Here is a 14271-nt window from a genome sequence, read left to right on the forward strand (position 1 = left end):
GGGCTCCAGCGGTGGCGGTCAAGCCGTCATCGTATCGCGGCGCCGGGCACCAAAAACCCGGCACCAAGCCGGGATTCGCTGAAACGCAGGTTTGCAACCTGGTGGGCGGGTGATCTTCTACGGCGCGTGCGTCCTCGGCCACGTAAAAATCAGAACAGGCTTTCGTCGACATAGGGCGATTCTCGCTGCCAACGTTGGGCATCAGTTCTGTCTGTCACGCTCCTGTCCCGATCCCGCTGATCCTTGAATGCCATACCCAGCGCCACGAGCACCACCAGGCCGATCAGGCCGAAACCGATGACCACGGCGATCGACCAGGACCACCGCGCAAGTGATGCGAACACTGCCGCGGTGATCATGGCAATGCCGACCGATGTCCCGATGCGCTGGCCGGTCTGCATGATCGCCCCCGAGCTTCCGGCATATGCGAGCGGCACCTCCGCCAGCGTCAGCGTCTGGTTCGGACTGATCACGGCCCCTTGCGCGAGTCCGATGAAGGACAGTGACAGCACCAACCACCACACGCTCAGACCAAACCGCTCGTGCAGGAGGACGACGGTGATGCTCGCGACGAGGCCGAGCAGGGCCAGGAACAGTCCGCCGATTACGATCTTCCGACCGTACTGGTTTACCCGGCGCCCCGACCAGTGAGCGGCATAAGCCGATAGAAGCGCACTTGGAATGCCGAACAGGCCGGATTCAAACGCGGATTTTCCCTGACCGTCCTGCACATAGAGTGCGACCAACACCCAAACACTGGTCATGCCGGTGAAATAGAGCGTCATGATGACCGTGCCGTTGGTAAAGCTGCTGGTGCGGAAGATGTCCAGATCCACCATCGGGGTGTGACCCAGGTGCGGGCAACGCTGCTCCCATCGCACCCAGATCCAGACCAGCGCGATGCCCACCGGCAGCAGCGCCCACCAGAGCGTCGAGCCACCCGATTCCATGAACGGATAGAGGATGGCCAGCAGCGCGAGCCCCAACAACACCGAGCCGATCGGATCCAGCGACCATAGCCAGCCGGCAGGCCGCTGCGCTCCGTTCGGCGCACTCTGCGGGGGGCGGCGGAAAAGGGGCTTCGGAAACCACTTCATCCCTAAAATGATGGCTACGATGCCAATGGGCACATTCACCAGGAATGTCAGACGCCAGCCAAGGTCGGCACCGCCAGCCTCGATCAACACACCGCCCAGCACCGGACCGATGGCAACGGAAAATCCGACCACGATTCCGAAATAGCCGAAGGCCCGACCGCGCTCCTCACCACGGAAGTATTGCTGGATCATCCCGATGGCCTGCGGACTGAGCAGCCCGGAGCCAAGTCCCTGGACCAACCGCGCCGTATTGAGCCACATCGCGTCAGGCGCGAGTCCGGCGGCGATGGAGGATAGGGTAAAGAGGGCAACGCCGACAAGAAAGATGCCGCCTCGCCCCAGAATATCGCCAGCGCGCCCCGCGGCCACCAGAATGATCCCGAAGGTGAGTGCATAGCCCGAGAGCACCCATTGGAGATCGGACTGGTCCGCCCCCAGGCCCCGTTGGATCGAGGGAAGGGCGACGTTGACGATGCTCACCCCGATCAGCGACATGAAAACGATGCCAAGCAGCACCGCCAGGATGCGCCAACGAGCCGCACCCTCTACTGCCGTGCTGTCGGGTTGCATTGGAGTCTTCAGGTTGTCAGAGCGCGGCAACGGCGTGCGGGACAGGTGAATCCCCTGCAAGCAGTTCGAACTGTTTGCCGTGCGTATTGCTGGCGTCCAGCACCTGCAGCAGCACCGCAGCAACATCGTCGCGCGGGACACTGCCTTGGCGCCCGAGATCCTCCGACGCTTCTACCTTGCCCGTCCCTTGCTCATCGGTAAGGGAGCCCGGGCGCACGATGGTGTACCGAAGACCACTTGCCCGCAGATATTCGTCGGCTCTCTGCTTGGCATGCAGGTAATGCTGCAGACCCTCCGGGCCTTTTTCCGGTGTGTCCGCACCCATGGATGACACCATGACGAAGCGCTCTACGCCGGCCTTCTGTGCCGCGTCGATCACGGCAATCGCGCCATCGCGGTCCACCGCATCGGTCTTCTCGTGGCCGCCTTTGCCCCCGGAGCCCGCCGTGAAAATGACGGCATCGCAGCCATCCAGTGCGGTCTGGATATCGTCTTCGAGATCAGCGACCACGGTCGCATCGGCGCCAAGTTCGCGCAGCCCTGCGGCCTGCTCGGCGCTGCGGATCATGGCCTGGGCCTTATGTGGACCGGAAGCCATCTGCTTGACCAGACGACGACCAATCTGGCCGTTGGCACCTACGATGAGAACGCGCATGAGAAGTTCCTCGAGAGAGTGGAAGTAAGGGGTCCGGGATGCGCAATCTGTTCTACGGCAGTGGATGTCCAGTCGGCGTGTGCGGACACATCCAGAACCGGACGCAGCGATGGTCGCCGCCGGGTTAACCTTGAACACCACGTTGGTCGACGCGGCCCTGCGCGAGCAACTACTCGAAGGAATACCCAAAACGAAACAAAGCCAAGGGCAGGTTCTACGCGTTCTCCGGATCGCTTTCACCGCGGGGTGTCGTCGCTGAGCGCCTGCATGTAGGTCTCGTCCACTCTCAGGCGTTCGACCAGGAAGTCGACGAAAGCGCGCACTTTTGGTGACTGCACCTGTCCGCGCGGGAAGAGCGCATGGAGGTCGACGTCCATGCCGCGCCAGCCGGCTAGCGCCCGCTGCACCAGGCCTTGCTCGACGTAGGCCCTTACCATCACGTCGCTGGTCAGCGTGATGCCTTCGCCGCCCAGCAGCACGGTCCGCAGCGCGCCCGGATCGTTCGAGATCATCACCGGGTCGACCGGGAAATCGCGCGGCTTGCCGTCGCCGTCGCCCAGCGTCCAGGTGAAGGCGCTGGCGTTGCGGTGGTTGGTCTGCGCCAGTGCGCGATGGTGGATCAAGTCGTCAGGATGCAGCGGCTCGCCGAAACGCTCGATGTAGCCAGGCGTCGTGTAGACCGCGGTGCGGAACACGCAAAGCCTGCGCGCTGTCAGGTTTGAATCCGGTAGCGTGCCCACGCGCAGCGCCACGTCGATCTCGCCGGCGATGATGTCGAGGTTGTTGTTACTCAGCAGCAGTTCCACCCGCACTTCCGGATGGCGCGCATGGAATTCGCTGAGCAAAGGTGCGACCCAGATGTTGCCCACCGCGTGCGTTGCGGTAACGCGCAACCAGCCTCGCGGTCCGCTCTGCAGCTGGCCTACCGCACTTTCCGCCTCATCGAGGTCGCGCGCAATGTGTTGGCAATGCGCGAAATAGATGGTGCCCGCCTCGGTCAGTCCGAGCTTGCGGGTTGTGCGATGCAGTAGCTGGGCGCCCAGTCGCGCTTCCAGCACCTGCACCTTGCGACTGACCGTGGTGTTGGGCAGATGCAGCGTCTTGGCGGCGGCGGTAAAGCTACCCAGCTCGACCACCTTGACGAACACCAAGGTGTCATTGAGATCGCGGCTCACGGGGCCTCCGGGCGACTTTGCCACTGGCGGGATAGTTATACCCCCAATTGCCGACTAATCATGTTCCGGCGGCGGACCTAGATTGGGAGCATCACTTACAAGGGATGCATGACATGAACAGATTGAATGGAAAGACCGCCGTGATCACCGGCGGCGCTACTGGCATTGGCCTCGCCGCTGCAAAGCGCTTGATCGAGGAGGGCGCCTTCGTCTTCCTCTTCGGCCGCCGGCAGGAAGCGCTCGACGCTGCTGTGGCCGAACTCGGACCCAATGCCCGTGCGGTACGGGGCTCGATTTCCGACCTGGCCGACCTCGACCGGCTTTACGCGGAGGTGAAGGCAGAGCGCGGAACCCTCGACATCGTCTTCGCCAATGCCGGGACGGGAGGCGTGCTTCCGCTGGGCGAGATCACCGTCGAGCAGATCGACGACACCTTCGACACCAACGTGAAAGGCACGATTTTCACGGTCCAGAAGGCACTGCCGCTGATGGGCCAGGGCGGCTCGATCATCCTGACCGGATCGAGCGCCGGCACCACGGGCGCCCCGGCATTCAGCGTCTACAGCGCGAGCAAGGCAGCGGTACGTAACCTCGCGCGGAGCTGGGCGGAGGATCTGAAGGGCACCGGCATCCGGGTCAACGTGCTGTCGCCCGGGCCGACGGCGACCGAACTGGCGAAGGCCGCGGTGGGCGAAGAGGGCTTGAAGATGTTCGCCTCGATGAATCCGCTGCAGCGCATGGCCGAACCGGCGGAGATCGCGGCGGGGGCGGCCTTTCTCGCGTCGTCGGACAGCAGCTTCATGACCGGCAGCGAGGTCGCGGTCGACGGCGGCCTGGCGCAACTCTGACGCGCACGTCCTACGGCGCTCGGTAAACCAAAGGAGAATTTGTATGAGCTACGCAATTATCGGCTTCGGCGAGATCGGTCACGCGCTTGCCAAGGCGTTTGCCCGGAAGGGCATCGAAGTATCCGTTGCAACCACGCGCGACCCGGAAAGCTTTGCAGCCGATGCGGCCGCGATCGGACCCACGATCATTCCCACAACACTGGCGGAAGCCGTCAAGGCGGACGTCATCTTTTTGGCTGTCCGTTTCGAATCGCACCCGGATGTCGCGAAGGCGCTGCCCACCTGGGAGGGAAAGACCATCATCGATGTGACCAATACCTACGGCGTGTCCCCTGAAGAACTGGGAGGACAGTCTTCTTCCAAGGTCGTCGCGCAGGCCTTCACTGGTGGAAGGCTGGTCAGGGGCTTCAACCATCTGGTCGCTGGTGTCCTTGAACAAGATCCGGCCGTACATGGTGGCAAGAGAGTCGTGTTCCTGGCGAGCGACGATGACGGCGCCGCGGCGGAGATTGGTGCGCTTGCGGAAAATCTCGGTTTCTCGCCGATCCAACTTGGCGGGCTTTCTGAAGGTGGACTACTTGTGCAGACGCGCGGAAAGAGCTGGGGTCAATTGATCTTCAAGGACCTGGTCAAGTTCGACTGAACATACGTCCGTACAACGAAAAAAGGCCGCCTGCTTAAGGTGGCCTTTTTCGCTGTAACCCTTGTGCTGTAAATCTTTCCACTGGTGGGCGGTGCAAGGTTCGAACTTGCGACCCTTGCCGTGTGAAGGCAATGCTCTACCACTGAGCTAACCGCCCCGAGAGGCCGCGCAGTATACAGCGAAAAGGTCCCTTTTTTGCAAGTGGTTCGCTGCGGTGGCAACTCCCTGCGTGGAAAAGAAGTTGCCGCCGCTGGGCTTCTTCACGCGTTGATAACGCGAGTGGCCGTCAGCTTGCGTAATCCCCAAGGGGCGTTTGCACATGATCGACACCCTGATCGACCGACATCGCGATGCGCTGATCCTGCTGGCCCGTCTTTTGTTGATGCTGCTCTTCCTCATTTCGGGCTGGTCCAAACTGATCGATTACCAGGGAACGGCCGGGTATCTGGCGTCGATCGGCACGCCGCTACCATCGATTGCCGCAGCGATTGCGGTGATCATGGAGTTCTTCGTCGCCCTCGCCTTGATCGTCGGCGTGTGCGTGCGTCCATTGGCGCTTCTGATGGTCTTGTTCGTGCTGGGGACGGCGCTGATTGGCCATCCCTTCTGGTCCATGGAAGGCGCCGACCGTGCCATGAACTTGACCCAGTTCTACAAGAACGTGGCGATTGTCGGCGGCTTGCTGCTACTTGCCGTCACTGGGGCGGGTCGCTACGCGTTGATGCGGCGTCAACCATAGGCACTGATCGGGAGAACGACCATGCTGGACTGGAACAAGTACCGGACGGATCTCAAGAAGCGGATCTCGGACATCGGCAAGCTGTCCCCGGACACCGTGCGTGGCTATGCGACGCTGGGCAATGCCGCTGCGCAGACCAATCACCTGGACGCAAAGACGCGTGAGTTGATAGCCCTGGCCGTGGCAGTGACTACGCGTTGCGATGGTTGCATCACGGTCCATGTCGATGCCGCGCTCAAGCACGGTGCCACACGTGAGGAGATCGCCGAGGCACTGGGAGTAGCGGTGGCGCTCAACGCCGGTGCCGCCCTGGTTTATTCCGCCCGGGTCATGGATGCCGTCGAGGCCCATCACTAGTCCGGTTGCGGGCGCAACAACCACTCAAGCCCGCGGCGCGCAGGCGATCAACCCAATCGCAACGATCGCCAGGACAATCGCGGCTCGGTTCCAGCGGCTTGTTTTCTCGCCGAACACCGCCACGCCGACCAGCGTGCCCAATACCACCACGCCAATGTTCATGGCCGCGAACACCACCGCCGGGCTGTCGGGCAGGGCTTGGTGGGCGCGGACGTAGAACACGATGTTGCCGAAGTTGAGCAGGCCCAGCAGCAGCCCGGCACCGAGGTTGGCGGCGCTGAACCGGGCGGTGCCGCGTAGGTGGCGGGCGATCTGCCAGACCAGCATCAGCACGAATGCCAGCGCGAATGCGACCTGCAGCGATGCCATCGACGAGGTGCCGGACTGGGCGATCAGTTTCAGCAGTACGTCGACCAGTGCGAAGCCGACCCATACCGTCAATAGAGGCAACCAGGCCTTAGCGCTGGACGCGGCAGTGTTGGACGGCCGCACGACAATCCCCGCCACGGCAATCAGGCCCAGTGCCAGGCCGGCCAGTTTGATGCCCCCGGCGTGTTCGCCGAACACGGTGAATGCCGCCACCAGCGACAGCAGCAGCGACAGCCGCTGGGCGACATCGGTACGCACGATGCCGGCTTGCTGCACTGCCGAGGCCAATACCAGGAACAGCGACGGCAGCAGCACGGCCAGTCCCAGCAACACCAGCCACTGGGTGCCGCCGCCGCGCAAGCCGTCCAGATCCGGCCGCAGCAGCAGAGCGCACAGCACCGCGGCGGCCAGATAGTTCCAGGTGACCATCTGCGCCACGTCCAGCCGGCCGCGGGGCGCGAGCTTCAGCACTACCGAGACCAACACGCTGCACAAGGCGCTGAGCAGGATCAGGTGCATGGATGCGGCCACGGAAGCATTGCGAACCAGCCGGGTGTCGCAGCAATAAGGGTTGGGATGTCGATGGGCATGGCTCTGGTAGCGACGCGGGCGACGCGCGAAACGATGGATTCTACCGGTCGGCCTCTGCGGTGATCTGGGACCGCCTGCGGCTGCTATTCCCGTCAACCTGCGCGACAATAGGCCGTTGGCCTTCGCTGGTTGTCTGATCCGCGGCGGTGCATCCGCCGTCAAACGGGGCCTCATACCCACAATTTCCTTATCAGGAGCTGGACATGTTCAGCCATTTGCCGCTTTACGCCGGTGACCCCATTCTTTCGCTGCAACAGGCGTATCTCGCCGAGCCGCGCGCCGACAAGGTCAATCTGGGCATCGGTGCCTACCAAGATGAGAACGGGGCGATTCCGACCCTGCGCTCGGTGGCGGCAGTGCGTCCGGCGCTGGCGGCCGAGATGGGGCCGACGCCATACCAGCCGATTGCCGGCTCCAAGACTTACCGCGATCTGGTCACCGAGTTGGTGCTGGGCGCCGACCGCTATCAGAAGGTCGGCGAGCGCACGGTGGCGATCCAGTCGCTGGGCGGCTCGGGCGCACTGCGGGTGGGTTGCGACCTGCTGAAGCGCTACTTCCCCGATTCGCAGGTGTTCATCAGTGCGCCGTCGTGGCCGAACCACCAGGCGATCTTCGAGGCCGGCGGTTTCAAGGTCGGCAGCTACCGTTATTTCGACACAACCACCAACGGGGTCGACTTCGACGGCATGCTCGCCGACCTGCAGGCAATGCCGGCACGCAGCATCGTCATCCTGCATCCGGCCTGCCACAACCCGACCGGCGCCGACCTGACCCGCGACCAGTGGGACGCGGTGATCAAGGTGATCGCCGAGCGCAATCTGCTGCCGTTCCTGGACATGGCCTACCAGGGTTTCGCCGAAGGCATCGACGAGGACGGCTACGCAGTCCACGCGATGGTCGATGCGGGGATTTCGCTGCTGTTGAGCGTGTCGTTCTCGAAGACGTTCTCGTTGTACGGCGAGCGTTGCGGCGCGCTGGTGGGCGTATCTGCCAATGCCGATGAGGCCAAGCGCGTGCTCAGCCAGATGGAGATGTCGATCCGGGCGAACTATTCCAGCCCGCCGACCTTCGGCGGCCAGATCATTGCGCGCGTGCTTGCCGATGCGGCCTTGCGCCAGGACTGGATGGACGAGGTCGGGGAAATGCGCACGCGGATGTTGCAGATGCGCCAGCGTCTGCACGCCGGCATGAAGGCGCGCGCACCGTCGTTGAACGTGGACTATCTGCTGAGCCAGCGCGGTATGTTCAGCTACACCGGCATGAGCGCGGCGCAGGTCGAGCGGCTGCGGGCCGAGCACGGCATCTTCGCGGTCAATTCCGGGCGCATCTGCGTCTCCGGGCTGCGCGATGACAACGTGGACCGCGTGGCCGAGGCGTTCGCCAAGGTCATGCACGACCCCGGGCAAGACTGATGGGGAAGCCGCGCGGCCAGGTGAAGCTGGAAGGGTTCAACCACCTCACCAAGGAGTTGAGCTTCAATATCTACGATATCTCCTATGCCATGTCGGAGACCCAGCGCCAGCGTTACATCGAGTACATCGACGAGGAATACGACTCCGACCGGTTGACCGAGATCCTGCTCAAGGTCGCCGATATGATTGGTGCCACGGTGCTCAATGTCGCGCGTCAGGATTACGACCCACAGGGCGCGTCGGTCACGATCCTGATGTCGGATCGTCCGGCGCTGTCCGCGCCCGAACCGGGGCAGAACACGTCCAGCGACAAGCACAAGCGCACGGTCGCGCACCTGGACAAGAGCCACGTCACCGTCCACACCTATCCGGAGATGCATCCCGACAACGGGATCGCGACCTTCCGGGTGGACATCGACGTGGCGACCTGCGGGTTGATCTCGCCGCTGGAAGTGCTGGACTACCTGATCGAGCAGTTCGATTCGGACGTGGTGATCATGGATTACCGCGTGCGCGGCTTCACCCGCAACGCCAAGGGCAAGAAGCTTTTCATCGACCACAAGATCAACTCGATCCAGGAGTCGATCTCAAAGCGACTGCTGAACAAGTACGAGTGCCGCGACGTCAACGTCTACCAGGAAAACATCTTCCACACCAAGATGCACCTGAAGAGCTTCAACCTGGACGACTATTTGTTCAGCGAGATGGCACATCTGTTGCCGTTTCGCGAGCGGATGCGCATCGAGCACCTGCTGCGCAAGGAGATCATCGAGTTGTACCAGGGCTACGCCGAACGCTGACGCAGGGGCGTAAACTGGACGCGTTTCCCCGGTTTCGGATGCGCCATGTTTGAGCTCGATGCCCTGTTGCTGTCCAGGATCCAGTTCGGCTTCACCATCTCGTTCCACATCATCTTCCCGGCAATCACGATCGGGCTGGCCAGTTATCTGGTGGTGTTGGAAGCGGCCTGGTTGCGCACCAGACGATCGGTCTATCTCGACCTTTACCACTACTGGATCAAGGTGTTCGCGGTCGCGTTCGGCATGGGTGTGGTCTCCGGCATCGTGATGGCGTACCAGTTCGGCACCAATTGGAGCGAGTTCTCCCGTTTCGCCGGCGGCGTCACCGGACCATTGCTCGCCTATGAGGTGTTGACGGCGTTCTTCCTGGAGGCCGGCTTCCTGGGGGTGATGCTGTTTGGCATGAAGCGGGTCGGCCCCGGGCTGCATTTCCTGTCCACCTTCATGGTGGCCCTCGGCACGCTGATTTCCTCCACCTGGATCATCGCCTCCAACAGCTGGATGCACACCCCGCAGGGTTACGAAATCATCGACGGTCGGGTGGTGCCGGTCGATTGGGTAGCGGTGATCTTCAATCCATCCTTCTTCTACCGGTTGCCCCACATGGTGACCGCCGCATTCCTCGCCGTGGCACTGATCGTGGCCGCCAGCGCCGCCTGGCACATGTTGCGTGGCCGTGCCGACCCGGCGATCAAGACCATGTGGTCGATGGCGATGTGGATGGTGCTGTTCACCGCTCCAATCCAGGCCGTGATCGGGGATTTCCATGGTTTGAACACGCTGGAGTACCAGCCGGCCAAGATCGCGGCGATGGAAGGGCACTGGGAGCATCCTCCGCAGGGCGAGGGCGTGCCATTGATCCTGTTCGGGATCCCGGACATGGACGAGGAGCGGACCAAGTACCAGGTGGCCATTCCCCGGTTGAGCAGCCTGATCCTGACTCATAGCCTGGATGGCGATATCCCGGCATTGAAGGACTTCCCGGCCGAGGACCGGCCCAACTCGCTGGTGGTGTTCTGGACGTTCCGGGTGATGGTGGGCCTGGGGACCTTGATGATTCTGCTGGGCTTGTACGGGGCGTGGTCCCGTTGGCGCGGAAGGTTCCACGAGTCCAGGCTGCTGCTGAAGTTCGCCCTGGCCATGGGACCGGCAGGGCTGGTTGCGATCCTCGCCGGCTGGTACACCACCGAGATCGGCCGTCAGCCGTGGATCATCCATGGAGTGATGCGGACCTCGGAGGCCGTGTCTGCACACAGTGCGACCCAGGTGGGCCTGACCCTGGCGATCTTCATCGTGGTGTATTTCGCGCTGTTCGGTGCCGGCACCGTCTATGGTTTGCGGATCATTGCCGCCGGGCCGGACCTGACCGATGACAACACGTCGCCCGATGGCGGCCCGGGCCAGTCACGCCAGCCAATGCGACCAATGTCGGCGGCGACCGACGGCGAGACGGACCACGACATGCATCGCAGCAGCATGCACCGCAACAGCACGCATCACGGGAGGATGGACTGATGGATATCGACCTGCCGTTGGTGTGGGCTGTCGTGATTCTGTTCTCGATCATGATGTACGTGGTCATGGACGGATTCGACCTGGGCATTGGCATGTTGTTTCCGTTCATCCCGGAGACCGGGCACCGCGACGTGATGATGAATACCGTGGCGCCGGTCTGGGATGGCAACGAGACCTGGCTGGTGCTGGGCGGCGCGGGACTGCTGGCGGCGTTTCCGCTGGCCTATTCGGTGGTGCTGACCGCGTTGTACCTGCCGCTGATATTGATGCTGGTGGGGTTGATATTTCGTGGGGTCGCGTTCGAGTTCCGCTTCAAGGCGGTGCTGGGCAGGCGACGCAAGTGGGATCTCTCGTTTGCACTGGGCTCGTATGCGGCGACCTTCTTCCAGGGCGTGGTGCTGGGCGCCTTCATCAATGGGCTGGAGGTGCGCGATGGGCGCTTCGTCGGCGGCGCGCTGGACTGGATCGCACCGTTCCCGCTATTCACCGGGCTGGGCCTTGTGGCTGCCTACATGTTGCTGGGCAGCACCTGGCTGCTGATGAAGACCGACGGTGCCTTGCACGATGAGATGCGGCGGCGGACACGCCATTGGCTGTGGACGTTGTTGGTCACCATCGCCGGGGTTAGCGTCTGGACCGCGCTGGCGCATCCGCAGATCGCCGAGCGCTGGTTCAGCCTGCCCAACCTGTACTTCTTCGCGCCGGTGCCGGTACTGGTCGTGGTGGCTTCGTACTACCTGCTGCGCGAGCTGGGCCGTGACGCCCACGTTTCCCCGTTCCTGCTGACGCTGGCCCTGGTATTCCTGGGCTACAGCGGGCTGGGAGTCAGCCTGTGGCCGAACATCATCCCCCCCGACATCTCCATCTGGGAAGCGGCCGGGCCACCCCAAAGCCTCGGCTTCACCCTGGTGGGTGCGTTGCTGGTGATCCCGATCATCCTGGCGTACACGGCGCTGAGCTACTGGGTATTCCGCGGCAAGGTCCGCGCCGAGGACGGTTACCACTGATGCCGGGTGGACCCCGCCGCCGTTGGTGGTCGCGCATCGGATGGCTGGCGTTGATCTGGGTGTTGAGCGTGGCAAGCCTGACGCTGGTGGCGTTACTGTTGAAGCTGGTGATGCGCTCGGCGGGAATGACGACCTGACCGCGATCCAGCCGGGTGTCCGGCGGTCACTTCATTGGTCGGCATTGAAGGAAGCGGACCAGTGCGTCGCTGCCTGGTGGCGGCTGCAGCTGTACCCGTACGCTGTGGATGCCGTTGCGCTGGAGCGTGTCGCAAATCCGGTCGACCTGCTCATCGTTCGCATTCGACTGCAGATGGACCAGAAACGTCGATTGGGTCGCCCAGGAAGCGCGCTCGATGCCAGGCAATGTCGATACCTCCGTCGCGGCGTTCAAACGCTGCGCCGGTTCGTCCTCATCGGCTTCGGAACTCGCGGTTCCGGACGCCACGGGCTGAGGCACATCGGCCAAGTTGCCAGACGGTCGGGGAGGGCTTCCCGCCGCTGATGATGCAGCGGGCAAAACGACGTTGTCGCCCGCGTCGCTGGATTGGGTCCACAGAGCCATCGCCGCACCCGCGCCCAGCAGCAGCGCCACCAGCCACGCCAGCAGGATTGCCCGGATTGTCCGGGCGCGCGCGCGGTTGTTCAGATCCTGATGCAAGCTTGGCGGCAACAACGGTTCGATCAACGGCCACAGGGTCGCGCCGTCGATCAGCTCGATCCCCTGCGGGTGCTTGCGTGCGTTGGTCTGGATGCTGCCGAGGGTGGCGAGGATGCCGCCGCTGGCCTGGCTGTCGTGTACCGCGCGGGCCAGCTGGCTGACCATGGCGTCGTCGATACGGTAATTGACTCCCTGCTTGCAGCTCAGCAGCCAGATCTGGTCGCCCCGGGTGAGCAGCAGGTCGGCATTCTGTCCACGGTCAGCGTCAGGTGCCAACCGGCTGGCATTGAACCCCTGTGCCTGCAAGGCTTCGATAACAAAGCGCGAGAACTCCCGCCAGCGCATGGCCGCCAACGCTCGCAGGCCTGCGGCAACCACCAGTCGTTGACGGTGAACCAGCCACAGCCACACCGTGGCCGCGCCGCCGGCCAGCAGTGTTGTCACCAGCGCAGCGATGGTCAATGAAACGGTCGACATTCGTGTTCTGACATTGCATTGGCGCCCCATGGCTGGCGCGTCCAGAGTGGTGAAATATACGTCAATGCCGGTCGATAAAAAGTGAGCTGCAGCTCGTCTGGCGAGCCGTGCCGAGGTTACCCGAAGCGCCGCCCCAGCACGCGGCGAATCTCGGCTTCGATGGCGTCCTTGAAGGCTCCGAGCATGAACCCCAGCTCCGCGGTGACATGGATTTGATCGGCCAGCAGCGCGATGTGTCCGTCGATTCCGGCGCGGGTGAAGTTGAGGATGTCGCCGTCCCAGTCGCATTGCACGCCAAAGCGCTCAACCAGCTTGTCGGCGAGTTCCTGCATCCCCAAACGAGCCTGGGCCGGGGCCATGGAATGGGGATGGGTGATATCAATGCTGGCCATGCGGGTCTCCTTGGACGAGCGCGTATTGTGGCCTTCGCCATGCCAGACCGATAGGCGCGGGTGCGATGTCGTGCTAGATTGCCGCCGCGTGGATGCCCTCAGACTGCAATTCCCAAACCGTGACCGTGACGACCTGGTGTTGAGCCAGGGCGTGCACGCTATCGGGCGTGGCGTGGACGGACAGCCGTGCCTGGTTGAGCATCCCGACCAGGCGGCGGTCCAGTTTTGTGTCGACCGCCGCGGCGTCTGGCTGCAACTGCGCGAGAGCGCGCAGGGCCTGCATGTCAATGGGCGCCCGGTGCGTCGCATGGCGATGCTGCGAGCTGGCGATGCGGTGCACATGGATGGTGTCGAGTTGACCCTGCTGGGGCGCCAGCCCGAGCCGCTGCCGGTTGACCCGACCACCAGCGCGTCCGCTGCGCGCCACACTGTCTTGCGTGGCGTCGGTGGCATCCACCATGGGTGTTGTTTCACGCTCGACGCGCCTTGCACGGTCGGCCGCCAAGCCGGATCCGATGTCCATATCGGGGAGCCGGGAATCGCCGAGCAGCATGCCCGGCTGGAACCTCACCGCGATGGCATCGTGTTGCGTGACCTGGGCTCCAGCGATGGCAACGTGGTCAACGGCTATCGCGTCCGCGAAGGCTTGTTGCAACCGGGCGACCAGATTGTGTTCGGCGCCAATCATCGTTTCGTGCTGGAAGCACCGCTGTCCGCGGCACGTGCGACGGGGTCACCGGACGTCGAGGTGGAGGTTGCCGACGCCGCTGCGGCGGATCAGCCGAAGCGCTCGCCGGTGGCGTCATCGTTGCGACGCCTGCCTTGGCTATTGTCGGCTGCCGCTTTGTTGGCTGGTGCCTTGGCGTTGCTGTTGCTTTACGGAGCACGATAACCGGCTGTCGCTGACGGCAGCGCCAGGTGGTTGCGCTGTTGGTGCGGTGCGGCATACTGCGCGATCACCTCAGC

Annotated in this window: 15 protein-coding genes, 1 tRNA gene and 1 pseudogene; 10 read left to right on the forward strand and 7 right to left on the reverse strand. The window is 63.3% G+C overall.

All coding sequences use genetic code 11. The features are described 5' to 3' along the window. Nucleotides 1-149: 149 nt before the first annotated feature. The 3 genes and pseudogenes from ACW7G6_RS02575 to ACW7G6_RS02585 form a co-directional block, all read right to left on the reverse strand. Nucleotides 150-1667 (reverse strand): MFS transporter, encoded by a 1518-nt coding sequence (locus ACW7G6_RS02575; RefSeq protein WP_456997501.1) that lies wholly within the window; start codon nucleotides 1665-1667, stop codon nucleotides 150-152. Nucleotides 1668-1683: 16 nt separating this feature from the next. Next, complete coding sequence (locus ACW7G6_RS02580) at nucleotides 1684-2322, reverse strand: SDR family oxidoreductase (protein WP_456997502.1); 639 nt, start codon at nucleotides 2320-2322, stop codon at nucleotides 1684-1686. Nucleotides 2323-2582: 260 nt separating this feature from the next. Continuing rightward, nucleotides 2583-3497 (reverse strand): annotated as a pseudogene (locus ACW7G6_RS02585) (LysR substrate-binding domain-containing protein); the annotation flags it as partial. Nucleotides 3498-3610: 113 nt separating this feature from the next. Between ACW7G6_RS02585 and ACW7G6_RS02590 the strand changes: the two are divergent. Beyond that, a complete protein-coding gene (locus tag ACW7G6_RS02590) occupies nucleotides 3611-4345 on the forward strand; it encodes an SDR family NAD(P)-dependent oxidoreductase (RefSeq protein ID WP_456979328.1) in 735 nt (244 codons plus the stop codon). A gap of 43 nt (nucleotides 4346-4388) precedes the next feature. Next, nucleotides 4389-4988, forward strand: a complete 600-nt coding sequence (locus tag ACW7G6_RS02595; protein WP_456997503.1) for an NADPH-dependent F420 reductase — start codon at nucleotides 4389-4391, stop codon at nucleotides 4986-4988. Nucleotides 4989-5070: 82 nt separating this feature from the next. Here the strand turns inward: ACW7G6_RS02595 and ACW7G6_RS02600 are convergent. Next, a tRNA-Val gene (locus tag ACW7G6_RS02600) sits at nucleotides 5071-5145 on the reverse strand. Nucleotides 5146-5307: 162 nt separating this feature from the next. Between ACW7G6_RS02600 and ACW7G6_RS02605 the strand changes: the two genes are divergently transcribed. Then, a complete protein-coding gene (locus tag ACW7G6_RS02605; protein WP_456997504.1) occupies nucleotides 5308-5727 on the forward strand; it encodes a DoxX family protein in 420 nt (139 codons plus the stop codon). A gap of 21 nt (nucleotides 5728-5748) precedes the next feature. After that, nucleotides 5749-6084 carry a carboxymuconolactone decarboxylase family protein gene (locus tag ACW7G6_RS02610; RefSeq protein WP_456979331.1) on the forward strand — a complete coding sequence of 112 codons (336 nt, stop codon included), beginning with the start codon at nucleotides 5749-5751 and terminating at the stop codon, nucleotides 6082-6084. 24 nt (nucleotides 6085-6108) lie between these two features. Here the strand turns inward: ACW7G6_RS02610 and ACW7G6_RS02615 are convergent, their stop codons facing one another. After that, nucleotides 6109-6972 (reverse strand): EamA family transporter, encoded by an 864-nt coding sequence (locus ACW7G6_RS02615; protein ID WP_456979876.1) that lies wholly within the window; start codon nucleotides 6970-6972, stop codon nucleotides 6109-6111. A 275-nt stretch (nucleotides 6973-7247) separates the two neighbouring features. Here ACW7G6_RS02615 and ACW7G6_RS02620 point away from each other — a divergent pair, with 275 nt between their 5' ends. From ACW7G6_RS02620 to ACW7G6_RS02640, 5 genes are read left to right on the forward strand one after another with little or no spacing between them, the layout of a single operon-like run. Then, nucleotides 7248-8456: an amino acid aminotransferase gene (locus ACW7G6_RS02620; RefSeq protein ID WP_456979332.1), complete on the forward strand. Its 1209-nt coding sequence runs from the start codon at nucleotides 7248-7250 to the stop codon at nucleotides 8454-8456. Then, nucleotides 8456-9256, forward strand: a complete 801-nt coding sequence (speD, locus tag ACW7G6_RS02625) for an adenosylmethionine decarboxylase (RefSeq protein WP_456997505.1) — start codon at nucleotides 8456-8458, stop codon at nucleotides 9254-9256. The genes ACW7G6_RS02620 and speD overlap by 1 nt, the downstream gene beginning before the upstream one ends. Before the next feature lie 45 nt (nucleotides 9257-9301). Further along, a complete protein-coding gene (locus ACW7G6_RS02630) occupies nucleotides 9302-10771 on the forward strand; it encodes a cytochrome ubiquinol oxidase subunit I (RefSeq protein ID WP_456997506.1) in 1470 nt (489 codons plus the stop codon). Next, nucleotides 10771-11778, forward strand: a complete 1008-nt coding sequence (gene cydB / locus ACW7G6_RS02635; RefSeq protein ID WP_456997507.1) for a cytochrome d ubiquinol oxidase subunit II — start codon at nucleotides 10771-10773, stop codon at nucleotides 11776-11778. Before ACW7G6_RS02630 ends, cydB begins: the two co-directional genes overlap by 1 nt. Further along, nucleotides 11778-11915, forward strand: coding sequence for a DUF2474 family protein (locus ACW7G6_RS02640; RefSeq protein WP_456979336.1), 138 nt, complete (start codon nucleotides 11778-11780; stop codon nucleotides 11913-11915). Before cydB ends, ACW7G6_RS02640 begins: the two co-directional genes overlap by 1 nt. Before the next feature lie 26 nt (nucleotides 11916-11941). On the opposite strand, the gene ACW7G6_RS02645 is transcribed toward ACW7G6_RS02640, so the two are convergent. Together ACW7G6_RS02645 and ACW7G6_RS02650 are read right to left on the reverse strand one after the other, a co-directional pair. Continuing rightward, nucleotides 11942-12913, reverse strand: coding sequence for a restriction endonuclease (locus ACW7G6_RS02645; RefSeq protein ID WP_456979337.1), 972 nt, complete (start codon nucleotides 12911-12913; stop codon nucleotides 11942-11944). Nucleotides 12914-13029: 116 nt separating this feature from the next. Beyond that, complete coding sequence (locus ACW7G6_RS02650; protein WP_456979338.1) at nucleotides 13030-13305, reverse strand: polyhydroxyalkanoic acid system family protein; 276 nt, start codon at nucleotides 13303-13305, stop codon at nucleotides 13030-13032. Between the two features lie 88 nt (nucleotides 13306-13393). Between ACW7G6_RS02650 and ACW7G6_RS02655 the strand changes: the two genes are divergently transcribed. After that, the gene (locus tag ACW7G6_RS02655) at nucleotides 13394-14197 is read left to right on the forward strand and encodes an FHA domain-containing protein (RefSeq protein WP_456997508.1); all 804 of its coding nucleotides are present in this window, start codon (nucleotides 13394-13396) and stop codon (nucleotides 14195-14197) included. Nucleotides 14198-14271 lie beyond the last annotated feature (74 nt).

This window comes from Lysobacter sp. A421 (assembly GCF_054052145.1).

Excerpts from the sequence above, each read along its gene's own strand:
- ACW7G6_RS02575 (WP_456997501.1), bottom strand. The coding sequence starts at position 1,667 with ATGCAACCCGACAGCACGGCAGTAGAGGGTGCGGCTCGTTGGCGCATC.
- ACW7G6_RS02580 (WP_456997502.1), bottom strand. The coding sequence starts at position 2,322 with ATGCGCGTTCTCATCGTAGGTGCCAACGGCCAGATTGGTCGTCGTCTG.
- ACW7G6_RS02590 (WP_456979328.1), top strand. The coding sequence starts at position 3,611 with ATGAACAGATTGAATGGAAAGACCGCCGTGATCACCGGCGGCGCTACT.
- ACW7G6_RS02595 (WP_456997503.1), top strand. The coding sequence starts at position 4,389 with ATGAGCTACGCAATTATCGGCTTCGGCGAGATCGGTCACGCGCTTGCC.
- ACW7G6_RS02605 (WP_456997504.1), top strand. The coding sequence starts at position 5,308 with ATGATCGACACCCTGATCGACCGACATCGCGATGCGCTGATCCTGCTG.
- ACW7G6_RS02610 (WP_456979331.1), top strand. The coding sequence starts at position 5,749 with ATGCTGGACTGGAACAAGTACCGGACGGATCTCAAGAAGCGGATCTCG.
- ACW7G6_RS02615 (WP_456979876.1), bottom strand. The coding sequence starts at position 6,972 with ATGCACCTGATCCTGCTCAGCGCCTTGTGCAGCGTGTTGGTCTCGGTA.
- ACW7G6_RS02620 (WP_456979332.1), top strand. The coding sequence starts at position 7,248 with ATGTTCAGCCATTTGCCGCTTTACGCCGGTGACCCCATTCTTTCGCTG.
- speD (WP_456997505.1), top strand. The coding sequence starts at position 8,456 with ATGGGGAAGCCGCGCGGCCAGGTGAAGCTGGAAGGGTTCAACCACCTC.
- ACW7G6_RS02630 (WP_456997506.1), top strand. The coding sequence starts at position 9,302 with ATGTTTGAGCTCGATGCCCTGTTGCTGTCCAGGATCCAGTTCGGCTTC.
- cydB (WP_456997507.1), top strand. The coding sequence starts at position 10,771 with ATGGATATCGACCTGCCGTTGGTGTGGGCTGTCGTGATTCTGTTCTCG.
- ACW7G6_RS02640 (WP_456979336.1), top strand. The coding sequence starts at position 11,778 with ATGCCGGGTGGACCCCGCCGCCGTTGGTGGTCGCGCATCGGATGGCTG.
- ACW7G6_RS02645 (WP_456979337.1), bottom strand. The coding sequence starts at position 12,913 with ATGTCGACCGTTTCATTGACCATCGCTGCGCTGGTGACAACACTGCTG.
- ACW7G6_RS02650 (WP_456979338.1), bottom strand. The coding sequence starts at position 13,305 with ATGGCCAGCATTGATATCACCCATCCCCATTCCATGGCCCCGGCCCAG.